This is a genomic window from Leptolyngbya sp. NK1-12, assembly GCF_032598965.1.
Lineage (GTDB): Bacteria > Cyanobacteriota > Cyanobacteriia > Elainellales > Elainellaceae > Elainella.
Window position 1 is genome coordinate 56,801 of record NZ_CP053587.1, and the last position, 19,090, is coordinate 75,890.

Sequence of the window (19,090 nt, forward strand, 5' to 3'; positions counted from 1 at the left end):
GCTCGGTACTGTATCCGGTACTTGATCGAGTACTCGCAATTAAACACAGTTAGACAAATAGTTGACAACCAGTTAGACAAAATAATTGTTCACCGTTAAAACACCTGCATTGGCATCTCCAGATCTAAAGCGAATGCCCGTTACATCTACTACTAAATCCCGCCGAGGCGAGAAACCAGCCTCATTGTCGTTCACGGATAAATAGGCTTTTCTCCTCCACTCAAAGAAGACGGCTTCATTCACGCTCAAAGCTTGATTACCGCGTCTAGCCTGATTTTTATCCGCATAGGCAGCCTCTACCGCATCAGCCAGGTTGCCTCCGGTTTGTCGTCCAGCGTTAAACAATTTGGCGGGCAGATTTGGTGTTGTTTGATCGTTATCAAAGTCTAGCTGGAAGCGGTCCCCCTGCCCAAACCTAAAGTCAACGATCCGATCTAACCCTTGCAGCGAGGAATTTGCCAAGGCCGCTCTTTGAGTCCGTCCAGCATAGATAAAGCGATCAGCACCCAGTCCTCCAGTCAGCGTATCTTTACCACGTCCACCATTTAACCCATCATTACCCGCGAGGCCCAGCAGCCGATCATCGCCACCCAATCCCAGAATTAGATCATTGCCATTGGTTCCCCGCAGCCTTTCGCCGGCTGACGTGCCTCGAATCGTGCGAACAGCATCATTATCAGTGATGGTTAGCGTAGCCGTATTCTGACCTGCTAAAACAGCTCGACTTGTCGGATTACTCAACTGTAGCAGAACCGTTTCATTATTCTCTACCAGCGTATCATCGGTAATGTTCAGCGTAGCAGTAGCGCGAGTTTGACCGTCAGCAAAGGTAACCGTTGCCGGTAGGCCACTAAAATCGCTGCTGTCAGCCGTTCCACCCGTTGCAGTTACATCAACGGTGAGGGCACCGGATGAACCACCAGACCGCACCAGCTCAATCGCAATCGTCTCGCCATCTTCCGACACCGTATAGGTCGGCGCACTAAAACCAATCGAGCCAGTTGGCGCATCTGCCACAGTTAGACCACTCAACTGGGTTGTGCCTGCACCAATTGCTCCCACAAATGTAGCAGCCCCTGTACTCAGATCAATTTTGTAGAGTCCGGTTGTGCCACCTACAGTCAATCCAGCAAATCCCTGCCCAGAGGCGGGTGTATTAGAAGCGGACACTTGCACACCAGCCGGAATATCAAATCCATTCACCGCTGTGAAATCTAGCGGATTACCATTGAGCGTCACGGCTAGGGGAGAAATCTGCGTGCCGCTATTGGGTGGATTTTGAATAAACAACCGATCGCTAGCCGCATCTAGCGTGTATTGAGTGGTTGCCGTGGCTCCAGTCGCCTGAGCAAAGCTGTTGGTGTAGGCCGTGGCATCAACGCTGGTTGTGCCGCCTTGAACCGCTCCATCTGGATTAACTCCAGGTACGCTGCCTGCCGTCAATCCCGTGTCTCCATCCACCGGTGCACCCGTAATCGGATTGAGGCGGAAGTTTAACCCAGTACTCGTTACGACCCGAATTCGATCGACAGTTGGATTGAAATCGAAGCCATAGCCCGTCTCTGGCAGATCCACTGGACTGCCTGCCGCATCCACAAAAGCCACCGACCCAGGGCTGCCTATCGGAGTTGCCGCACCCGACTGCGGATCTAGGATGACAACCGTTCCTGTATTAGTCTGGGCGTTAACAGCCAGACCATAAAGTTGACCAGTTGCCGGACGGAAATCGATACCTACCAGTGTTGCACCAGCCGGCAGACCCGAGACCGCAACCGTGGCAACCGTACCAGGAGCCGCGCTATTGAAACGCAACAAATTGCCATTCGTATCCAAGCCAACAATGGGAGTACCATTCGGCACTACCTCGCTCTGCACCGCATACCCCTGGACTGGGGCAGTGCCATCTCCAATTGGACCAAGCAACGTAGCCGCACCAGTAGACAGCTCAATCGCGTAAAGCCCTGTATTCCCAGCCACGGTGAGAGCCGCAAACGCTTGCCCTACAGCAGGCGTATTGGATGCCGTCACATTCACCCCGGCTGGAATGTCAAATCCGTTTGCCGCCGTAAAATCTAACGGACTACCGTTGAGAGTGATAGGCAAGGCTGCGGTTTGAGTTCCGCTATTGGGCGGATTCTGAATCAAAAGCGTGTTATTAGCAGCATTCAGTGTGTACTGAGTTGTGACTGTGACGTTGGGCGCGTTGTTCGTGTAGGCTGTCGCATCAACCGTAGTTGCACCGCCGCTAATCACACCATCAGGCTGAATTTCAGCTGTATTAGGGTCACTGTCAACCAGTTCGCCAGTATTGGGGTTAATGCGGAAGTTGAAGCCACCATCAGTCACAACCCGAATCCGGTCTACTGTGGGATTAAAGTCAAAGCCAAAGTTAGTTCCTGTAATGGGTGCAGGACTACCATTAATCGTGAAGCTCCCGGCGGTGCCGACAGCAGTTGCGACTCCAGTTTGTGTGCTAATGACATACAATTGGACATTTCCGGCTGCATCTCTGGCAAGTCCATAAAGTTTGCCATTCTGTGGACGAAAATCGATACCAACTAGCGTTTGTCCTGCTGCTAGTCCCGTAATAGCCAATGGCGATTGGGCCGCTCCAGGGTTAGAGGTATCAAAAGCAATTAGCGTATTGTTGCGCAGAGCATAACTAACGCTAAAGGTACCAGCATAATTCTGTTGCGCTTCAGCCGTAAACGCTAACGCCGCCGTTATGTTCCCCAGATGTTGATCCAGTTTCCACCAACCTTGTCCCACCGTTCGACTAGAGGCCGCAATACTAGCTCCAGTTAAACTACGCAGCATTTGCAAGAACCGGGTCCGACCTCGCTCTGCGACACGGCAACCATAAATTAAGATCTCAGGGCGGTCAGTAGCTTTGCCCCATTGTTGGAGGTTAGCTGCATAGCGCTTCAGATTGGTTGAATTCAGCTGAGTATTGCCTAAGTACAAACAGTCGGGACTACCGTGGCTAACCAAGTGAATTTCCGCAATATCGCAGCGGTTCTGTAATGCTTCGCTAATTTGAATTACACCATCCCGGTCTGGGTCCAATAGCACCACTTGGCTGCCCGGTTTGACATGCTGCAACAGATATTGGTAATCACGGACTTGGCGATCAATAAAGACATAGGAACGCTTTTCCATCTGACTATTCCACTTGATGATTAGAATGGACAAACTGCAACTGAGCCTGCTTCAATCCACAGGGCTGCCTATGAGTAAATAAGTTACTTGTATTCAGTACGGAGCAGTATGCAAATCGGATTTGCAAATTTTGAAGAGATAGGAAACTCCTGGAGTTCAGTTAAAGTAAAGCTCAACTCCCTATCTCATGCCACGCTTCTGCTCAGCCAATATACCGAAGCAGACACATGGACGCAAATTAGAGGAAGATAGCAATTGTGATAACGACACACTTGCGATTGTGATAATGGCACACTTTGTAATAATGGCACACTTGGGTAATGTTAAGCTTATGGCAATCGCAACCTAAAGTGCATACAGCTGTCATTGATCACAAAGAGTAGTTCCCCATGAATAACCAATGACAGGTGCTTTGTGATAGTTCTAACATGATTAATTGAACTGTACTGATCAACTGAGTCTTTTCAATTTTCCAGTAAGACCCTGGTAATGTTCTACTCCTAAAGAGGTAATTCCTGAGACTAAGCGCAAAAATTTAGTAATCTAGGATACTAATTCTGATTTTGAGCCGCTTGAGAGCATGAATCGAGTTCTGTACGTCCTGTTAAACTGGCTACGGCTGCGGTCAGTTCTGGCAAGTTGACGGGTTTGGCGAGATGCAGCTGAAATCCAGCGGCAAGCGCACGAGTGCGGTCCTCAACTCTGGCATAGGCACTCAGAGCTACGGCAGGTAAGCGTTTTGAGTCAAATTCTGCTCTGAGCTGCCGAATCAACGTATAGCCATCTTCATTCGGCATGCCAATATCGCTAATCAGCAGGTCGGGCTGGAGTCGGTCGAGCAGGGCAATTGCTTCTGATGCAGAGGCCGCCACCGAAACCTCTGCTCCACACTGGTGCAGAATCATGCGGATGAGTTCGCGGGCATCTACCTCGTCGTCCACAACGAGAATATGCAATCCATATAGTTGGGGTAGATCACTCCTGAGGGCATCAGCATCAGCCCGAGGATGAACTCGCTCACCCTCCTTCAGCGGTTGCGCCACCATCAGCGGTAGTTGCACTGTAAAAATAGCACCTTGGCCCAAACCAGCACTATAGACCGACACGCTGCCCCCGTGCAGTTCCACCAGATGTCGCACAATTGCCAGACCCAGACCCAAACCACCATGAGAACGGGTAGTTTTGCTATCCGCTTGCTGAAATCGATCAAACACAAAGGGTAAAAAGTCAGGGTTGATCCCCAGCCCAGAATCACTCACCACAATTTCCACCTGGGAGTTGACCCGTTCAAGGCGGACCTGCACCCAGCCGCCCCTCGGCGTGAACTTGACCGCATTGGAAAGCAAATTCCAGACCACCTGCTGCAACCGATCCACATCACCCGACACCGGACCAGCTTCGGGGTCTAGGATTGCACGAATTTGAATTCCTTTTGCGTCCGCTGCTGGCCGTACCGTATCGATCGCCGCTTCAATCACTGTAATCAGCTCTACCGGACACACATTGAGCCGCAGCTTTCCGGTGATGATCCGAGAAATATCCAGCAGGTCATTGATCAGATTAGCCTGACCGCGAGCATTGCGTTCAATCGTTTCTAATGCACGTTGAACAATCGCCGCATCGAGTTGGGGTTTAGAGCGCAGCATTTGCGCCCATCCCAAGATCGCATTTAGAGGAGTCCGCAGTTCATGGGACAGCACCGATAAAAACTCATCTTTGGTGCGATTCGCAGCTTCAGCAGCGGCCCGGGCCATTTGTTCACTGGCCAATAACCGTTCCCGTTCTAGTTCTGCCTGCTTCTGCTCAGTAATTTCTTGCACGACAATATTGACACCCAACACCTGCTGTTCCGACAGGCGGAGTGGATAGTAGCTGACCCGCCAGATGCGTTCAATTCCTGGTTGAGCGGGTGTCATACCACGAATTTCTTGATTCAGCGATGGTGTACCCGTTTGAATCACCTGTTGAAATATCTGGGCTTGAGCTTCACCCAATTCCGGCAGCACCTCACGCACCGATCGCCCAATATGCTCAGATACTGGCAAGCCGTTCATTTCAGCCAAAGACTCATTGATGCGCATGAAGCGAAACTCAGTATCAAGCACACACAGCCCGATCGGTGTATTTCGGTAGATACTCTCTAGCTCAACAAGCTGCCGCTGCGTGGTTTCCTGGCTGGAACGCAAAACATTTTCAATTCGCTGTCGCTCGGTGATTTCCCGCTGAAGTTGTTTATTAGCCGCAACTAATTCTGCCGTGCGTTCCTGCACCCGCAATTCCAGCTCGTTTTGGTAACGTCGCAGTTCTGCCTCAATTCGCTGCCGCTCCTCAATCTGGGCTTCTAGTTGCTGGTTGGCCTCCGTCAGTTGGGCCGGACTCGGTAAGGCCAGCGCTTTTGGAATCAACGGCAAAAGCTGCACTGCCGTAAACAGAGAAATCCCAGCCGTTGTCGCCTTAAGGCCACCAGAGATCCAGTAAGTGGGATGCCAAAGCGTCCAAATTTCCATTAAGTGGGTCGTGCCACAAGCAACAATGAACGCCCCAAATAATAGAAAAATCCAGTTGAAGGGTAGATCGCGCCGCCTTTGCACAAAGTAGACTAGCGCAAAGGGAATCGAATAATATGCAACAGCAATTAAAAAATCGGAAGCCAGATGTAACCACACCAGATCGGGTTTCCAGAGGTAGCAATGCCCGTGGGGAATGAAGGGATTTACAGCCAACGTCACACGCAGAAAATTCGTCATATTTATATAGATTACTGGATTGCTCGCGGTTTATGGCTCTACGGCTGAACTGAACTACCACTCTAATGTTAGAAAACTAACCAGAAAGCTCAAAAAGCTTAAACAAATTTCTAGCTTCAATTGGCCTGTCATTAGATTGGCCGCAAGATGTAAAAATCAGCAACTAGCAAAAGATAGATTTATGGCGCACTAGCTATAAACCTCTACTGTGGCAATGGATTCAAAATAGACACAAAATAAACGCGAAACAGCTTCTCGAAAAGTAACTTATCAATACAAACTTTATACAAACAAAACCTGCCTTCGCGAGTACTCCGCAAAAGACAGGTGTAGGTTTGGGTTAGGAGCGCAATGGTGCCACTGAGAGAAGCCCGCTAAGAGAAGCCCGTTAAGAGAAACCACTGGCAACTGCTGGAGGCAAATTGGTCAAGCGGAGGATCCAATCAACTCATTCCAAGGCTCTGAGCGATGCTGTCAGCAATCTGCCCCAACGTTTTAGGACGAACTTCTTTATAGCGCCGATTTCCTGGCATCATTACCAAATTCGGCGCTGAAGAGCAACACTTCAAACAGCCAGTTGGTTTAATCGTGACATGCTGATCTAGGTTGCGTTGACAAAGCGCTTGCTGCAACGCCTCACATAATCCTCTGCCGCCTTTTTTCAAGCAACCCGACTTTTGACAAACCAGCACCTTGATTTTCGATTTCGCTGAATTGACCGGAGCGGCAGAAACCAGACCATTCAGAATTTCACAGCCATTAGTCAGAGTAGTGCTCAAGCTATCAGCTGGGTCATCAACGAGGCTATTGAGCAAACTATCAGGCAGACTATTAGGCAAATTATTAGGCAAATTATCAGGCAAGTTATCAGACAAACTATTAGGCAAACTATTAGGCAAACTATTAGGCAAACTATTAGGCAAAGGCACAATCTGCGCCGCTTTCAGCTTGAGTTCACGAGCATAACGGTTGAACTTACCCCGGCCCGTCACCAAAATCCGCTCGCCAGGTTGCAGATTCAGCCCCCCAGCCAAACGCAAGGCTTTGGGAAGTTTGATCTGCATTTCTTCAGATAACACCCGTACCCGCAAATATTTCGGTAGGTAGTCCGACTTGTTAGCAGGTCCGACAAAGCCCAAAAATTGTCCCTCAAAATTAAACTCTAACTGCTGCTGATAGTCATAACCCATGATGTTTATTCCTAAGCGATTCGTTTAGCTTCTACCGTCTTGGGTAACTCTAGCGGTTCGGTTAACCCCGCAATTGCCAGCTCCCAACCATTTGCCAGGGTGAAAATCTTTTCGCTGTCAGTCTCTACTTGTTTCACTACTTCTTCTTCCAGATCTTTTTTGGCCACATAAACAACCAAATGTCCAACCGCGTTTCGACGAAGCATCACTTTCATGAAATTTCCTCAACTAGTTCAAGTTCTTTTTTGCGACAGCCGACAATGTATCCTGTCGGCATAAAATGTACGGCATAAATATAGGAGTTTTGCAAGAAGGTACCAATGCTGATCACATAACCAACATCGCCTTTCTTTGCCAACGTCTCGCCAATCTCTTTGCCAGGAAAGGTACCATCATTGCGAATCAGTTTGCGTGACCGCACTTTTTGACCAATATCAAAGGCTGGAGGGGCATCTAGTTCGAGTTCGTCGTATTGCATAGGAGAGTAGATGGGTAGATGGGCTTCGCCGTGAGCGGCTCAGCCGAACGGTGGATGAGTTTTGGTTAGTGTGAGATGGTTTGGGGGACTAAGCTCAAAAGTTCTTCGACCGTGAGGCTGCGCTTAACCAGAACTGACTGATGCCGCACGGCTTCGAGTAGCGCTTGAATTTCTTCTGAGTTGAGCATGATGCCATGCTGTTGCAGCACACTCAGCACCAGATGTCGCCCTGAATGTTTACCGACTACAAAGCGGCGTTCCCAACCTACATCTTCTGGCGCAAACGGCTCATAGGTGACGGGATTTTGCAGCACTCCGTGGGCGTGAATGCCGGACTCATGGGCAAACACATTGTCACCGACAATCGCCTTCCAGGGGGGGACCGGACAGTTAGAGGCTTTGGCTACTAGGCGAGAGAGTTCTAATAACCGTTTTGTATCAATGTCGGTTTGCATCCCATAAATACGCTTCAGCGCCATTACCACCTCTTCTAGGGCTGCATTTCCAGCACGTTCACCCAGGCCGTTCACCGTTGTATTAACTGATGTAGCTCCAGCCTGAATTCCGGCCAAAGCATTGGCAGTTGCTAAACCCAGATCGTTATGGGTATGCATTTCAACCGGAATCATCAGACGAGAAACTAACCGCTGCACTTTTTTGTAGGTTGTTAGAGGATCCAAAATGCCCACCGTATCGCAAAAGCGAAAGCGAAACGCTCCCCAGGATTGAGCTAACAGGGCGACATCCAGCAGAAAAGATTCATTCGCTCTAGAAGAATCTTCCCCGCCCACCGATACATCCAAACCATGATCGCGAGCAAAGTTGATACTATCTCGCAACCGGTCCAGCATGACCCGCCATTGCCCATGAAATTTAGCAGCAATTTGAATCTCTGAAACTGGAACCGAGACATGAACACGCTGCAAGCCGCAGTTGAGCGAAGCCTGAATGTCTGCTAAGTTAGCTCGGTTCCAGCCCAGCAATTTTGCCCTTAGCCCCAGGTTGACAATCGCCCGAATCGATTCGGCTTCCTCCTGACCCATGATCGGAATACCAACCTCTAGTTCCTGAACCCCAATTGAGTCAAGGAACGTAGCAATCGCAATTTTCTCTTCGATATTGAAGGCAATTCCAGCGGCTTGTTCACCGTCACGTAGGGTAGTGTCGTTGATTTGGATGAGTGAGTTAGTCATAAGCTGTGCTAATCCGCAACTTCGCGAGGGGTTGTTGATTTATCTAGGTTATCTTTCTGGAGAATATCCAGCATGTAATTTTCGGTCACTATGATGGATACAAACATAGCTACAAGCATCACAATTGTCGTTAACATAATATCTCCTAGGTTAATTTGGGGTCTTCCTGCATCCTTCCTCACGTCGTCTATTCAAGAAGACCAATCTCGTAGAGCGAGTCTCAGGCTCGATTCACGAATGCCAACGTCAGGCTATCTTCAGCCAAGAAATGAGCCAGATGAAACGCTCGATCTTCGGTTTGCAGCAAGATCTGTTCGTACAGGTAGCGTGTAGCCCGGTCGCCCACACTTTCTGCTTGGGCCGCCTGCCGTCGCAGAACATCAATCACAGCTTGCTCAGCGTATAAGTCATTTTGCACCATCTGACGAGCCGTGAAACAACCGTCTGCTTCTGGCGTAAAGCAACACAGTTCTGCCAATTTGCCAAAGCTCGCCGCCGGCACTCCGCCCAAGCCATTCAATCGCTCACCAAGCTGATGCACGTGATTTTGAACTTGCTCATAGCTTTCAGCAAAAAATTCATGCAGTGAGTAAAACTCTGCCCCTTCTACTACAAAATGATGTTTCTGGTATTGCAGATACAGGGCTTGGAAACTAGCTAGGGCAATATTCAAACCTTCACAAACCGGAACAGTCACTTCCTGACCTAAACCGATTGGATTGAATTGAACTTGACCAAATTCTTGTGCGAGGGTTTGTGTCTGTGTCATGGTTTTTTAGGGGGGTGAGGGGTGGGGGGTGAGGGGGTGGGGGGAGGGAGTAGGAAATTAGAGGAATACAAGAGTAGAAGAAACAATTACTTTGTTATCTTGTAGTCTCATTACCATCTACCCATCCACACCTTCACATTAATTAGCCTGCCAGCAGCGCTCTAGCCAGTCCACCATTTCTTGCCGCGAGGCGATGAACTGTTGTACGACACTCCGCACTAGCAGAGCACCGGTGCAGTTTTCTACTGCAACACAGAGCGAGCCGTCGGACGGGCAGCAACAGGGAATGGTGAGTTCTTGGAGGCGATGATAGATTCGCCAGCGATCGATCCGAGGGACAGATACAACATGCATTGTGGTATTGGCATGCGTTATATGAATTGACTGGGTTGCAGAATGAGTAGGGGAAGAGAGGAACATTAGCATTACCTCAAAAGGGTTGATGGGAAGTGAACGGTGAATTATTTTATTGTTTTGAATCTGAGTTAATGTTGAGCAAATCGATTTTGAGATAAATGTTGAGATAATTAATTACCGGGATAATTGCTGAATTTGTTGTTCTAATTGCTCGATTCGATTTAGCAAAGCCCGTATAGCAATTGCTTCGGCATCGGGAATTTGGTCATGATCGAGCGGGCAGGTTTGGGTTGTTTCGCGGCAAATATTGCGACCGGGTATGCCAACGGCTGTACAGTGAGCAGGAACAGGGCGTAGTACAATCGATCCGGCTCCAATGCGGGCGAAATCGCCAATGTGAATATTGCCTAGAATTTTGGCTCCGGCTCCCACCACCACATGCTGACCGAGGGTGGGATGGCGTTTACCGGTTTCTTTTCCTGTTCCCCCCAGCGTTACACCTTGATAGATCAGGCAATAGTCACCGACAATCGCAGTTTCGCCAATCACAACTCCCATACCGTGATCGATAAACACACCTTTGCCGATCACCGCACCCGGATGGATTTCAATGCCGGTGAAAAATCGGCCCAGATGGGAAATTAACCGAGGCAGAAACACCACATGCCGACCATGCAGCCAATGAGCCAGACGATAGCACAACAGCGCATGAAAACCGGGATAGCAGCAAAGCACCTCTAGCCAGTGACGAGCCGCTGGGTCTCGCTCAAAAATAATGCGAAAATCTTCCTGTAGAGTTTGCCAGACTTGCCGCAGTACGGAGTCAACGTTGAATTTGAAACTTGGCTTAGTTTCAGAGCTAGCGAGGCTAGATACCTTGGAAAGCGCAGGGAAGAGGAAGAGGGTGAGGGGGTGCTGCATGGCGTTTGGCTGCATGGCATTGGGTGAAGTTCTGTTCTTCTGCTTATAGCAGGCAGTTCCAACTAGGGCAGAACCGGCAGCCCCCTCAGAGTTATTGAATTAATTAGTCCTGTACTCAACTTCCAACGCCTGCATTAGCAACGCATCTAATTTTTTTAGGGGTTGGGGCACGAGTATTTTCAATCAGGGGAATGAGTATTTACAGCAATAGGACTAAGTATTTTAGTACTCAGAATCAAACCCAGTTCTCGTGGGCTTTTAACCAGAATTTTTGCAAAGAAATCGTTAGCAGATGAAGAGTACTCAAACCGAGTGTTCTGTATCAAACGACTCTATTTATAGAGTAATTTAGTTCATAATGAACAAACATTAAAAAAAGCTTAGCTAGCATTTTCATCTTGAAAAAAGTGCTAATTTAGATACAGAATTGAATTTTGGCAGCACTGGGAGTTTTCCTAGCTTGATTTCTCCCAGTCTTTAATCAAAAAACCCATCAAACATCTCCTCAAATGGCAATTCTGGGCTAGGTTGGGCTAGTTTTTGAGTACAGGTTCGCATACTCAAAAACGATGAAAAAATAGCCTCAAATCCTGATTTGATAAAGACTAAAGCTGAGTACAGAAAACACCATTCCCCCGCTCCATAAATACTTGACCCCCTGCTAAAAAATACTCGTACCCCGACCTGAAAAAAATTTTTAATCCTGGCTCAGTCTGTGTTTGCGGGCTTGAGTACAAGTTAATGAATTCAATAACTCTTACCTGGTTTGACTCGACTGGGCGATTTTAGCTGGCTGGTATAACTCTCATAACACCAGTTGCTCAGTTCTCCCAGAGACACAGGTTCGTTCAACCAAACCACTATAGATTTAGGTTTCTTGGCGAGAGACAGAGTGAATGGAGTTAGCAATTGTTCCCATTTCCTAATGAATGAAGTCGTTGCGTTACAGTCTTAATTATTGTCCTCAACTGGACCCATAAAGCTTCTAGCCTGCATCGGTAGGTTGTCTGTACCCAGCGACTTCAATCAATTTTTTGGAATAGTGGAGCAACTGATAGTGATGTCCACCCAACCTGCCGAAATTCAATGACACCACCTCCATTGTCCGGACTTCTCTCTCCTCCAACCGAAGCTGTCACAGACATTGTAATCACCAAAAACACGGTGACTGAGAAGGTAACGCATAACAAGAGCGATAGCTGTGGTTGTAGTAGCAATACAAATACGGCCAGCAGCTTCGACCAACGCACTCTCGACCGGATTGCCAAGCACCCCTGCTACAGCGAAGAAGCGCATCATCACTATGCCCGCATGCATGTGGCTGTGGCCCCGGCCTGCAATATTCAATGCAACTACTGTAACCGCAAATATGACTGCGCTAACGAAAGTCGTCCCGGTGTGGTGAGTGAATTATTGACGCCCGAAGAGGCTGCCCATAAGGTGCTGGTGATTGCCGGTAAAATTCCCCAGATGACCGTATTAGGCATTGCTGGGCCGGGTGATCCGTTAGCGAATCCAGAAAAAACCTTCCGCACCTTTGAACTAATTGCCGACAAGGCACCCGACATTAAGCTCTGTTTGTCTACTAACGGACTGATGTTGCCGGATTATGTGGATCGGATCAAGCAGCTGAATGTGGATCACGTTACTATTACCATTAATATGGTAGATCCGGAAATCGGCACCCAAATTTATCCCTGGGTGCACTACCGCCGCAAACGCTATAAAGGACTAGAAGCCGCTCGAATTCTGCACGAACGCCAAATGGAAGGACTCCAGGCCCTGAGAGAAGCCGATATTTTGTGTAAGGTCAACTCGGTGATGATTCCGGGAATCAATGATGAACATCTCGTAGAAGTCGATCGAGTCATCCGCGAGAAGGGAGCATTTCTGCACAATATCATGCCACTGATTTCCGCTCCGGAACATGGTACTTATTTTGGTTTGAACGGACAGCGTGGTCCTACACCTAGAGAATTGAAACAGTTGCAGGACCAGTGCGCCGATAGCAATATGAAAATGATGCGCCATTGCCGCCAATGTCGGGCTGATGCAGTTGGGTTACTGGGAGAAGACCGCAGCCAGGAATTTACCAAAGATAAGTTCATGGAAATGTCGCCCCAATATGATCCAGAACTACGTCAGGAAGTGCATGCGGGAATTGAGAAATTCAAGGAAGAAATCAAGCTGACAAAAGCCAAAGTCAAACCCAGCGAGCGCATCAAAAATAGCCCCAAAATTCTGGTGGCTGTAGCCACGAAGGGAGGCGGCATTGTCAACCAACACTTTGGTCACGCCAAGGAATTCCAGATCTTTGAAGTAGACGCCAACGAAGCCAAGTTTGTCGGCCACCGCAAGGTAGACCAATACTGTCAAGGCGGTTATGGCGAAGATGCCACACTGGAATATGTAATCAAAACCATTGCTGACTGCAAAGCCGTGTTAGTTTCCAAAGTCGGTGAATGTCCGAAAGCCGAACTAAGAGAAGCGGGCTTACATGTCGTCGAAGCCTATGACGTGATCGAAAAAGTAGCCAGAGAGTTCTACGACCAACATGTCCAGACGTTTTGAGGCATATAGTAACCCGCTCAGTCCTGCAACTCAAAACTTAAAACTTAAAACTTAAAACTTTTCAAAGGGGGGTTGCTATGACCTACATGATCACAAATCAGTGCATTGGATGTAATCGTTGCGAATCAGTTTGTCCGAATCAGGCAATCACACAAAATAACCACCAGTATCAAATCAATCCTGAACGCTGTAATGATTGTGTAGGTCACTATGCCGTCCCTCAATGTTGGGCCGCTTGCCCTACCACTAACGGATGCGTTCCAGATCTGACGGTTCTACCGCAATCCCTCACCATCAGCTCAAACGATTACTGGGAAAACTGGTTTAGCCTTTACGATTGTCTAGTCTCTCGGCTCAAAGCCAATCACCAATCCGAGTATTGGCAGTCCTGGTTCAATACCTATTCCCACTATTCGCAAAAATTGTCTCAACACTTACAAACCCCTACACCTGTGGGAGCCAACGCATGAGTGCAGTTATCTATCTCGACAACAATGCCACCACTAAAATCGATCCAAATGTGCTGGAGGCAATGCTGCCCTATTTGACCGAATATTACGGCAATCCTTCTTCGATGCATAGTTTTGGTGGGCAGGTGGGCAAGGCGCTGAAACAGGCGCGTGGACAAGTCGCTGAACTACTTGGTGCAGAAGAGTCAGAAGTCATTTTTACAAGCTGCGGCACCGAAGGGAACAATACAGCGATTCGAGCTGCTCTAGCCGCCCAACCCGATCGGAAACATCTGATTACCACGCAAGTTGAACATGCCTGTGTATTAAACTTATTCAAGCAGCTAGAAAAGCAAGGATATACCGTCACCTACCTTTCAGTAGACCGCAAGGGACAGCTTGATCTGATGGAGCTGGAAGCCGCTATGACCGGCAACACTGCTCTGGTTTCCACCATGTACGCCAACAATGAAACCGGCACAGTATTTCCAGTTGAACAAGTCGGTCTAATTGCGAAAGAATACGGAGCTACTTTCCATGTCGATGCGGTACAGGTCGCCGGGAAACTACCCTTAAACCTCAAAACCAGCTCGATCGATCTGATGACAATATCGGGCCACAAGCTGCATGCGCCTAAAGGCGTGGGGGCGCTATATGTGAAGCGTGGGTTCCGCTTCCGGCCTTTGTTGATTGGCGGTCATCAGGAACGCGGACGACGAGCAGGTACCGAAAACGTAGCGGGCATTATAGGACTAGGCAAGGCGGCTGAACTAGCTCAGATTCATTTACCGGATGTAGCCCAGGAGAAAAAACTGCGGGATCGTCTGGAAAAAGGACTGTTAGCGATTCCCGAAACCGAGATCAACGGCGACCGGAAAAACCGCCTGCCCAACACCACCAACATTGGCTTCAAGTACATCGAAGGCGAAGCAATTCTGTTTTGCCTCAACCAGTACGGCATCTGCGCCTCCTCCGGCTCTGCCTGTACGTCCGGTTCCCTAGAGCCATCCCACGTCCTGCGAGCGATGGGGCTACCCTACACGATTCTGCACGGCTCGATTCGGTTCAGCCTTTCGCGCTACACCACCGAAGCCGAAGTAGACCGCGTCCTAGAGGTCATGCCCAGTATCGTCGAACGGCTACGCGCTCTTTCCCCCTTCAACAACGACCAAGCGGAATGGCTCCAAGACCGGGAAGAGGCAGTGGTGGGGAAATTCTGAGTTTTAAGTTTTGAGTTTTAAGTTCATTACTTAATTCTCGACACTCAGAACTCAATTTAACACTCAACATTCGACCCACTGCTACGTAAAAGCAAGCTATAGCCTCCACTCAAAACTCAAAACTCAAAACTCAAAACTGAAGTAACTGCCATGTGGGACTACACCGAGAAAGTATTGGAATTGTTCTATAACCCTAAAAACCAGGGCGCGATCGAAGCGACGGATGCAGCAGGGATTGCGGTTGTGTTTGGTGAAGTAGGCAGCATTGCCTGTGGGGATGCGCTCAGACTGCACATCAAGATTGAAGTCGATACCGATAAAATATTGGATGCGCGGTTTCAAACCTTTGGCTGCACTAGCGCCATTGCTTCCTCTTCGGCCCTAACGGAAATCATCAAAGGACTGACATTAGATGAAGCTCTGAATATCAGTAACCGCGATATTGCCAACTATTTGGGTGGGCTGCCGGAAGAGAAAATGCACTGTTCAGTGATGGGACAGGAAGCATTAGAAGCAGCAATTTATAAATATCGCGGCATCGAAGTAGAAGAACATGAAGAGGATGACGGTAGACTTGTCTGTAGCTGCTTTGGTGTGAGTGAAAATCGCATTCGTCGGGTAGTGATCGAAAATAATTTGACTACGGTTGAGCAAGTCACAAGCTACGTAAAGGCGGGCGGTGGCTGTAGTTCCTGTGCTGCCGAAATCGAAGATCTGATTGCGGCGATTCAGGAGGAAAAAGACCTGACGGCGATCCGAGTTGCGGCGGAAATTGCTACAGCCCAAGCCCAGAATCGACCCCTGACTACGGTGCAAAAGATCAACTTGATTCAAGCGGTTCTGCAAGAAGTGCGCCCGGTTCTGCTTGCCGATGGCGGTGATGTCGAACTATATGACGTAGACGGTGATGTCGTCAAAGTAGTTTTGAAGGGGGCTTGTGGCTCCTGTAGCAGCAGTCTGGCGACGCTAAAAAATTCGATTGAAGCTCGGTTACGCGAACATGTTTCACCTAGCTTAGTTGTGGAAGCGGTGTCATGATGCCCATTCGACTTCCAGTTGGGCGATCGCCTCCGATTGATTCCAACCTCCTAATCCGGTCATCAAATCTTGACGAACATTCTGATGAACTAAAAAACAACTCAAGAATGAGCATTTCAATAATTGATGGCTGATGATTGTCCGCTCACCCCTTAACACCTTAAAGGAGATTCTCCCATGACTGACGAAAATATTAGACAGATTGCGTTCTACGGCAAAGGCGGGATTGGTAAATCGACCACTTCGCAAAATACTATTGCCGGGTTAGCCGAGATAGGCGAGCGCATCATGATCGTTGGCTGTGACCCCAAGGCCGATTCGACCCGCTTGATGCTGCACAGCAAAGCCCAAACCACGATTCTCCACTTGGCGGCTGAGCGTGGTGCTGTAGAAGATCTGGAAATCGAAGAAGTGCTGCTGGAAGGGTATCTCGGCGTCCGTTGCGTTGAATCGGGCGGTCCGGAACCCGGTGTGGGATGCGCAGGCCGGGGTATCATCACCGCCATCAACTTCCTGGAAGAAAACGGTGCCTACGAAGATCTAGATTTCGTATCCTATGACGTGTTGGGCGACGTTGTTTGCGGTGGTTTTGCGATGCCAATCCGGGAAGGTAAAGCCCAGGAAATCTACATCGTCACTTCCGGTGAAATGATGGCGATGTATGCAGCCAACAACATTGCTCGCGGTATTTTGAAATATGCCCACTCTGGCGGTGTGCGCTTGGGTGGTCTGATCTGCAACAGCCGCAAAGTAGACCGGGAAATCGAGCTAATCGAAACCCTGGCCGAGCGGTTGAACACCCAGATGATTCACTTCGTCCCCCGCGACAACATTGTTCAACATGCTGAGTTGCGCCGCATGACCGTGATCGAATACGCACCCGACAGCAGCCAAGCCAACGAGTATCGCACCCTCGCCAAGAAGATCAAAGAAAACACCAAGCTCACCATTCCGACACCGATCACCATGGACGAGTTGGAAGAACTGCTGGTCGAATTCGGCATCCTAGCCGGTGAAGAAGACTACCAGAAAGCCATCCAGTCTGGCACTAAGGCACCGGCTGGCGTTGCTTAGTTTTAGGAGATGAGGAAGGGGAGATGGGGAAGATGGGGAAGATGGGGGAGATAGGGAAGTATATTCCCCTTATCCTTCCGTGAACACCTCCCAATCCCTGCAAACTGAATACACAAGCACCCTCCCCCACCTCCCTCACCTCCCTCACCTCCCCCACCTCCCTCACCTCCCTCACCTCCCACCTCACCCTCCACCCTATCCTTTACCCGAGAGGCAGACTATGACACCTCTAGAATCCAGTACGCTTGAAGAGAATCCTGCTGTTGAGACGAAAGACGCCAAAGAACTGATTCAGGAAGTTCTGCAAGTCTATCCGGACAAAGCGAAGAAAAAGCGAGAAAAGCACCTGAATGTCTATGAAGAAGGTAAATCTGATTGCGGCGTTAAGTCAAATATCAAATCGGTTCCCGGTACAATGACCACGCGCGGTTGCGCCTATGCTGGCTCGAAGGGCGTGGTTTGGGGACCAGTCAAAGATATGATTCACATCAGCCACGGGCCGGTTGGCTGCGGCTACTACTCCTGGTCTGGTCGGCGCAATTACTACATTGGTACCACCGGCATCGACACCTTTGGCACCATGCAGTTTACCTCCGACTTTCAGGAGCGGGACATTGTATTTGGCGGTGATAAAAAGCTGGCGAAGCTAATCACCGAACTGGAAGCACTGTTTCCGCTGAATCGTGGGATTTCCATCCAGTCTGAGTGCCCAATTGGTCTGATTGGCGATGATATTGAAGCAGTTGCTAAGAAATCGGCAAAAGAAATCGGCAAAACCGTAGTTCCAGTCCGCTGCGAAGGCTTCCGAGGTGTCTCCCAGTCCCTCGGCCACCACATTGCCAACGACGCGGTTCGGGATTGGGTATTTCCTCAACATGATAAAGAGAAGCAAGCAGGAAATATCCCAGAGGGCACTCCCTATGATGTCGCGATTATTGGTGACTACAACATTGGTGGAGATGCCTGGTCCAGTCGAATTCTGCTCGAAGAAATTGGCCTGCGGGTCGTCGCCCAATGGTCCGGCGATGGCACCCTGCACGAGATGATCAAAACTCCTTCAGTGAAGCTGAATCTCGTCCACTGCTACCGCTCGATGAACTACATCAGCCGCCACATGGAAGAAACCTACGGCATTCCCTGGTTAGAATACAACTTCTTTGGCCCGACCAAAATTGCCGAATCGCTGCGCGAAATTGCTTCTAAGTTCGATGAAACGATTCAAGCCAAAGCCGAGGAAGTAATCGCCAAATATCAACAGCAAACTGAAGAAGTAATCGCTAAATACCGGCCTCGATTAGAAGGCAAAACCGTCGCCCTGATGGTAGGCGGCCTGCGTCCTCGCCACGTCGTTCCCGCCTTCTACGACCTCGGCATGAAGCTAATCGGCACCGGCTACGAATTCGGCCACAACGACGACTACAAGCGCACCACCCACTATGTCGAAGACGGCACCCTGATCTACGACGACGTATCAGCCTACGAATTCGAGCAATTTGTCAAAGAATTGCAACCCGATCTAATCGCCTCTGGCATCAAAGAAAAATACGTCTTCCAGAAAATGGCGCTTCCCTTCCGCCAAATGCACTCCTGGGATTACTCCGGTCCCTACCACGGCTACGACGGCTTCGCAATCTTCGCCCGCGACATGGATCTCGCCCTGAATAGCCCCACCTGGAGTTTGATTGGCGCACCGTGGAAGGAGGTGGATGGCTGAGTGAATGCTGAGGTGGGGGAGATGGGGAAGATGGGGGAGATGGGGAAGATGGGGAAGGTGGGGAAGCAGCAATTCCTCACTCCACCTCCCCAGCCTTGAAGCACGTTATGCATTGACATTTGCGAGCGAATGCAAATTCCCCAACCAGTTCAAAAAGCTTACACCTCCCCCACCTCCCTCACCTCCCCCACCTCCCTCACCTCCCCCACC

Annotated in this window: 15 protein-coding genes; 6 read left to right on the plus strand and 9 right to left on the minus strand. The window is 49.3% G+C overall.

From position 1 onward, the window contains the following. Window positions 1-72: 72 nt before the first annotated feature. The 9 genes from HJG54_RS28720 to cysE all read right to left on the minus strand — a co-directional run bounded on the left by HJG54_RS28720 (window position 73) and on the right by cysE (window position 10,814). Entirely contained in the window at window positions 73-3,159 is a 3,087-nt protein-coding gene (locus HJG54_RS28720; protein WP_316436482.1) for a DUF4394 domain-containing protein, read from the minus strand. A 551-nt stretch (window positions 3,160-3,710) separates the two neighbouring features. After that, entirely contained in the window at window positions 3,711-5,906 is a 2,196-nt protein-coding gene (locus HJG54_RS28725; RefSeq protein ID WP_316436484.1) for an ATP-binding protein, read from the minus strand. 443 nt (window positions 5,907-6,349) lie between these two features. Next, on the minus strand, window positions 6,350-7,096 hold the full coding sequence (locus HJG54_RS28730) for a (2Fe-2S) ferredoxin domain-containing protein (protein WP_316436485.1): 747 nt from the start codon (window positions 7,094-7,096) through the stop codon (window positions 6,350-6,352). A gap of 11 nt (window positions 7,097-7,107) precedes the next feature. Next, window positions 7,108-7,311, minus strand: a complete 204-nt coding sequence (gene nifT, locus HJG54_RS28735; RefSeq protein WP_316436486.1) for a putative nitrogen fixation protein NifT — start codon at window positions 7,309-7,311, stop codon at window positions 7,108-7,110. Further along, a complete protein-coding gene (locus HJG54_RS28740; protein ID WP_316436488.1) occupies window positions 7,308-7,574 on the minus strand; it encodes a nitrogen fixation protein NifZ in 267 nt (88 codons plus the stop codon). Before HJG54_RS28740 ends, nifT begins: the two co-directional genes overlap by 4 nt. Window positions 7,575-7,639: 65 nt before the next feature. Next, window positions 7,640-8,767 (minus strand): homocitrate synthase, encoded by a 1,128-nt coding sequence (nifV, locus tag HJG54_RS28745; RefSeq protein WP_316436489.1) that lies wholly within the window; start codon window positions 8,765-8,767, stop codon window positions 7,640-7,642. A gap of 220 nt (window positions 8,768-8,987) precedes the next feature. Continuing rightward, complete coding sequence (locus HJG54_RS28750; RefSeq protein ID WP_316436490.1) at window positions 8,988-9,536, minus strand: Dps family protein; 549 nt, start codon at window positions 9,534-9,536, stop codon at window positions 8,988-8,990. Window positions 9,537-9,674: 138 nt separating this feature from the next. Beyond that, window positions 9,675-9,890 (minus strand): Asr1405/Asl0597 family protein, encoded by a 216-nt coding sequence (locus HJG54_RS28755; RefSeq protein ID WP_036009858.1) that lies wholly within the window; start codon window positions 9,888-9,890, stop codon window positions 9,675-9,677. Window positions 9,891-10,067: 177 nt separating this feature from the next. Further along, complete coding sequence (gene cysE, locus HJG54_RS28760; protein ID WP_316436492.1) at window positions 10,068-10,814, minus strand: serine O-acetyltransferase; 747 nt, start codon at window positions 10,812-10,814, stop codon at window positions 10,068-10,070. 1,086 nt (window positions 10,815-11,900) lie between these two features. On the opposite strand from cysE, the gene nifB reads away from it, so the two are divergent. The 6 genes from nifB (at window position 11,901) to nifD (ending at window position 18,880) form a co-directional block, all read left to right on the plus strand. Beyond that, a complete protein-coding gene (gene nifB, locus HJG54_RS28765) occupies window positions 11,901-13,385 on the plus strand; it encodes a nitrogenase cofactor biosynthesis protein NifB (RefSeq protein ID WP_316436493.1) in 1,485 nt (494 codons plus the stop codon). 77 nt (window positions 13,386-13,462) lie between these two features. Further along, window positions 13,463-13,855 carry a 4Fe-4S dicluster domain-containing protein gene (locus tag HJG54_RS28770; protein ID WP_316436494.1) on the plus strand — a complete coding sequence of 131 codons (393 nt, stop codon included), beginning with the start codon at window positions 13,463-13,465 and terminating at the stop codon, window positions 13,853-13,855. Further along, the gene (gene nifS / locus HJG54_RS28775) at window positions 13,852-15,054 is read left to right on the plus strand and encodes a cysteine desulfurase NifS (protein ID WP_316436495.1); all 1,203 of its coding nucleotides are present in this window, start codon (window positions 13,852-13,854) and stop codon (window positions 15,052-15,054) included. Before HJG54_RS28770 ends, nifS begins: the two co-directional genes overlap by 4 nt. A gap of 150 nt (window positions 15,055-15,204) precedes the next feature. Continuing rightward, a complete protein-coding gene (gene nifU / locus HJG54_RS28780; protein WP_316436496.1) occupies window positions 15,205-16,092 on the plus strand; it encodes a Fe-S cluster assembly protein NifU in 888 nt (295 codons plus the stop codon). Window positions 16,093-16,269: 177 nt separating this feature from the next. Then, a complete protein-coding gene (gene nifH, locus HJG54_RS28785) occupies window positions 16,270-17,166 on the plus strand; it encodes a nitrogenase iron protein (protein WP_316436497.1) in 897 nt (298 codons plus the stop codon). Window positions 17,167-17,386: 220 nt separating this feature from the next. Next, on the plus strand, window positions 17,387-18,880 hold the full coding sequence (gene nifD / locus HJG54_RS28790; RefSeq protein ID WP_316436498.1) for a nitrogenase molybdenum-iron protein alpha chain: 1,494 nt from the start codon (window positions 17,387-17,389) through the stop codon (window positions 18,878-18,880). The last annotated feature ends 210 nt before the right edge of the window (window positions 18,881-19,090 follow it).

Coding starts and splice junctions, on each gene's coding strand:
- HJG54_RS28720 (WP_316436482.1), bottom strand. CDS start 3,159: ATGGAAAAGCGTTCCTATGTCTTTATTGATCGCCAAGTCCGTGATTAC.
- HJG54_RS28725 (WP_316436484.1), bottom strand. CDS start 5,906: ATGACGAATTTTCTGCGTGTGACGTTGGCTGTAAATCCCTTCATTCCC.
- HJG54_RS28730 (WP_316436485.1), bottom strand. CDS start 7,096: ATGGGTTATGACTATCAGCAGCAGTTAGAGTTTAATTTTGAGGGACAA.
- nifT (WP_316436486.1), bottom strand. CDS start 7,311: ATGAAAGTGATGCTTCGTCGAAACGCGGTTGGACATTTGGTTGTTTAT.
- HJG54_RS28740 (WP_316436488.1), bottom strand. CDS start 7,574: ATGCAATACGACGAACTCGAACTAGATGCCCCTCCAGCCTTTGATATT.
- nifV (WP_316436489.1), bottom strand. CDS start 8,767: ATGACTAACTCACTCATCCAAATCAACGACACTACCCTACGTGACGGT.
- HJG54_RS28750 (WP_316436490.1), bottom strand. CDS start 9,536: ATGACACAGACACAAACCCTCGCACAAGAATTTGGTCAAGTTCAATTC.
- HJG54_RS28755 (WP_036009858.1), bottom strand. CDS start 9,890: ATGCATGTTGTATCTGTCCCTCGGATCGATCGCTGGCGAATCTATCAT.
- cysE (WP_316436492.1), bottom strand. CDS start 10,814: ATGCAGCACCCCCTCACCCTCTTCCTCTTCCCTGCGCTTTCCAAGGTA.
- nifB (WP_316436493.1), top strand. CDS start 11,901: ATGACACCACCTCCATTGTCCGGACTTCTCTCTCCTCCAACCGAAGCT.
- HJG54_RS28770 (WP_316436494.1), top strand. CDS start 13,463: ATGACCTACATGATCACAAATCAGTGCATTGGATGTAATCGTTGCGAA.
- nifS (WP_316436495.1), top strand. CDS start 13,852: ATGAGTGCAGTTATCTATCTCGACAACAATGCCACCACTAAAATCGAT.
- nifU (WP_316436496.1), top strand. CDS start 15,205: ATGTGGGACTACACCGAGAAAGTATTGGAATTGTTCTATAACCCTAAA.
- nifH (WP_316436497.1), top strand. CDS start 16,270: ATGACTGACGAAAATATTAGACAGATTGCGTTCTACGGCAAAGGCGGG.
- nifD (WP_316436498.1), top strand. CDS start 17,387: ATGACACCTCTAGAATCCAGTACGCTTGAAGAGAATCCTGCTGTTGAG.